Origin of the sequence: Streptomyces sp. NPDC004658, from assembly GCF_040609555.1 — a bacterium.
Classification (GTDB): domain Bacteria; phylum Actinomycetota; class Actinomycetes; order Streptomycetales; family Streptomycetaceae; genus Streptomyces.
Genome location: NZ_JBEXKG010000325.1, coordinates 1 through 3,632 on the forward strand (window position 1 = coordinate 1; position 3,632 = coordinate 3,632).

Sequence of the window (3,632 nt, forward strand, 5' to 3'; positions counted from 1 at the left end):
CGGCGGGCAGCGCGATGCCCTCGGCGAGCGCGGTCACGGCGAGGGGACCGACCCCGCCGGCGGCGTCCCCGAGACCGCGGGCGGGGTCGCGGAACAGCTCCGGCCGCCCGGCCGCCCAGATCCGCGCGCAGACGTCGGCCCAGAGGTCCGTCACGGGCCCCTCGGCGGCCCGGCCGGTGCCGTCGTGCACGCGGAAGCGGTGGTCGTGCCCGACCGGCTCCGAGGAGGGCAGCGCGCCGACGATCTGCTGGCGGGCCTGCTGCGGCCGCCGGGTGTACGTCGTGAAGGTCAGCCGGTGTGCCTGCTCGCGCGGCAGGACCGTACAGGCCAGCGCGATCCACTGGGCCACGTCCGCGCTGTCCCGTTCCACGAGCACGATCTGCCGGGCGTCGCTGCCGTCGGCCAGCGTGCGCAGGTCGGCGAAGAACGCGGCGAGCCGGTCCGCGCGGGACCGGGCGAACGCCACGAGCCCGTCCCGGCGCAGCAGCCCCGACGGTTCGAACCGGTCGATCGGTTCCGGCCTGCCGCCCGGCGGGGTGGCGTCCGCCCAGCGCGGCGACTCCCACGCGGTGATCGGCAGCGCGCCGTCCGGCAGCCGGGTGCCGGACGGCAGGTGCACGGCGTGGGCGTGGAAGTTGCCCCAGCGCCCGCTGTAGTCCGCGCCGGTGTAGACCGACCGGCACAGCAGCAGGCCGCCGTCGGACAGCTGGGTGCAGCTGAGGGAGCGCGGGAAGGACTTCAGCTGCTCGCCGTCCGGCCGGTCGGGCAGGTCGCGCGGCGGCTCGTACCCGATGAGCTGTTCGGCCTCCCGCAGCAGGGTGGCCGGTACCCCGGGACTGACGGCGGTGAAGCGGAAGCCGGAGCCGTCCGGGCCGGGCGGTGCCGAGGTGTAGTGCAGCTGGGCGAGGCTCACCGCACGCGCTCCTTCCCGGCCCTGGCCTTCGCGGCCGTGCGGACGGGCAGCAGCCCGCGCAGCGACAGCAGCCACAGCAGCGGGTCCTCCACCCGCACCGGCTGCGGCCCCGACTTCGGCACGTCCGCCGGTGCGTTCGCGGGCGGCGGCGCGCCCAGCGCGGACAGCCCGAACAGCGACAACCGGGCGAAGTCGTGCTCCAGTTGGCGCAGCAGCGCGCCCGCGTCCCAGTCGGTCAGCAGGGCGCGGAGTTCCTCGTGGACGGCGAGCCGGTCCTCGGCGTCGTAGGCACCGCCGGAGTGCGGGGCGTTGTGCAGCAGGGGGGAGTGCGGGTCGAGCAGGGGCCTGAGCATGTCCGTCTTGGTGACGGCCACGGCGATCGGGGTGGTCACCCGGCCGCCCGCCTTGCCCTTGCCGTGGGTGCGCAGCTGGCTGGCGAGGTCGGCGGCGATCTGCCGGGGCGAGGTCTCCACCACGGGCAGCGGCGGGCCCTCGTGCACCGGCAACCGGTCGCGCACGGAGCCGAGTTGCAGCGGGTCGACCAGCAGGATGATGCCGTCGGCCGCGCTGAGGTAGCGGGTGTAGCGGTCCATCGCCTCGGCGTCCGCGAGGTCCTCGCCGGCCGCGTCGAAGAAGACCAGCGTGGTGTGCCGGGTGCCGGAGCCGCCCAGCACCCCGCGTCTGGGCAGGCTGAGCCGGTACAGCAGCGGGTCGTTGAAGCCGAGCGCGGCCGGCCGGGTGGCGCCGGGCAGCCGCAGCCGCTCGTACAGGTCCTCGGCCATCTCTCTGTCCCGCGCCTGCGTGTGCTGTCCCATCGCCGCGAGCGACGCGTGGTACGCCTGACCCACCCGGTGGTCCAACTCGTTGCGCAGGACGGCGACATACGTGCTCTTGCCGGACGCCTTGGCGCCGACCAGGGCGATGATCCGGCTGTCCTGGTCGCAGTAGTCGCTGGGCAGATCGCTGTGGCAGGACCCGCACACCCGCACCGGTGTCGGCACCCCGCAGTCGGGGCAGGGCACGCTGCTGCCGGAGCCGGCTGGCCCGGCGAGTCCGGCGAGCCTGCGCGCCGGGGCGAACACCGGGCCGCGCATCCGGGCCGCCGGGGGCACACCGGGACCCACGAACGCGGCCCACGTCTCGTCCGGTTGCGGCCCGCACGGCGCGCTGCCGCGCACACCGTTCGGCGTCATCAGACAGCGGTACGGCAGTCTGGCCGCCGACGCGCGGGTGAAGCAGTAGGGGCAGATGACGGTCGTCATGGCTCAGCGCACCACCAGGCTGGTGAGAGAGGGTTCTTCGAGTCGGACCGAGGCGGCGTGCTCCCCGAGCAGGAAGCCGCGCAGGGTGTAGGGAGGCGGACAGGGGGCGGCCGGCAGTTCTCGTTCGAGGCTGCCGTGCCGGGCCAGTTCGGGGCCGGGTATCCGCAGGACGGTCGTGCCGTCGGAGGCGTTGCGCGGCCGGAGGGTGCCGCCGCGGGCGACGCACACGAACTCCGGGACCTCGGTGAGCCCGCCCGGTGCGCTCAGCGTGACCCGCAGCAGCGTGCGGCGGCTCCGGCCGAGCAGCCGCCGGGGGGCGCGGAGCAGTTCGTAGGAGACGCAGGCGTCCGCCGGGACCAGCACCTCGGCCGCGTCGGGCACGACGACCACCGCGCCGGGCACCCGGGGCACCGAGGCGGCCCGCACCCGGACGGTTCCGGGCCCGACGGGCAGGCGCAGACCGCCGCGCCGGTAGGCGTGCGCGGTGACCGTGCGTTCGCCGCCGCCCGGGGACCCCACCGGCGTCCAGCCGACCACCAGGTGCGGGACGTCCTCGGGCCAGTCGAGGACGATCCGCGCCTGCCCGTCCGGGAGCCGGTGGGCGCTCAGCCCGGGCACCGGCCGTACGGCCTCCACACCGACCGTCGGCCCCGCGAGTGCCCGGGCGCCGCGTATCGCCACGGCGGCGACCTCGGTGTACGTGCCGGCCGGCGGGCACAGGGCGTCCGGCGGTCCGGGCCAGTCCAGCGGGGGCGGCAGCGCGTCGGTGCGCAGCTCGGTGCCCGGCTCCGGCGCCCCGCCGGGCCACGTCACCAGCCGGACCTCGGCGCCCTCGGCCCCGGTCCAGGCGAACCGTACGGCGCCCGCCACGGGCCGGGCGGTCAGCGTGCGCACGGGCTGCGGCCAGGGGTGCACGGTGGCGGTCACCCGGAGGCCGGGGGAGGCGGCGGTACGGCCGTCGGACGTCCGGTAGTGGCACACGATCCGGAAGGCGTGGTCGCCGGGCGGCAGGCCGGTCGCGGTGAATCCGTCGGCGCGGCCGGCGAGGTGCGCGGTGCGTCCGTCGGGACCGGTGTGCTCGACCGTGACGTCGGCGGCGGTGTCCGGCCGCCGCCAGGAGCAGTCGATCCGCCCCGGGCCGTCCGTCAGTAGCGGGCGTTCCACCTCGGGCGCGACGAGCAGCCGCCGGGACACCAGCGGCGGCCCGTCCACCCGGCCGTCGCGCAACGGCAGGGCCGCGTACCGGACCGTGCCGCCCGGCTCGGCACCGGTGTCCCGCACGGGGCCGGCGGTGGCCGTGGCGGCGCCGGGCAGGCCGCGTACGGCGGGCTTGCCCCGGCCGTCCCGGTAGAGCCGGAGCAGGCGCCACTCGCCCGGGGTGGCCCGGGTGCGTCGACCGGGACACCGGCGTCGGCATGCCGTTGGGCATAGCTGTGCCGGTAGGCATAGAGAAAGAT

Annotated in this window: 1 protein-coding gene and 2 pseudogenes; all 3 read right to left on the reverse strand. The window is 76.7% G+C overall.

The window, feature by feature from the left end; translation table 11 throughout:
* Positions 1-913 (reverse strand): annotated as a pseudogene (locus tag ABZV94_RS40745) (hypothetical protein); the annotation flags it as partial.
* The gene (locus ABZV94_RS40750) at positions 910-2,175 is read right to left on the reverse strand and encodes a hypothetical protein (RefSeq protein ID WP_356350031.1); all 1,266 of its coding nucleotides are present in this window, start codon (positions 2,173-2,175) and stop codon (positions 910-912) included. The pseudogene ABZV94_RS40745 and the gene ABZV94_RS40750, both read right to left, overlap by 4 nt.
* A gap of 3 nt (positions 2,176-2,178) precedes the next feature.
* Positions 2,179-3,632: pseudogene (locus ABZV94_RS40755) on the reverse strand (hypothetical protein); the annotation flags it as partial.

Excerpts from the sequence above, each read along its gene's own strand:
- ABZV94_RS40750 (WP_356350031.1), bottom strand. The coding sequence starts at position 2,175 with ATGACGACCGTCATCTGCCCCTACTGCTTCACCCGCGCGTCGGCGGCC.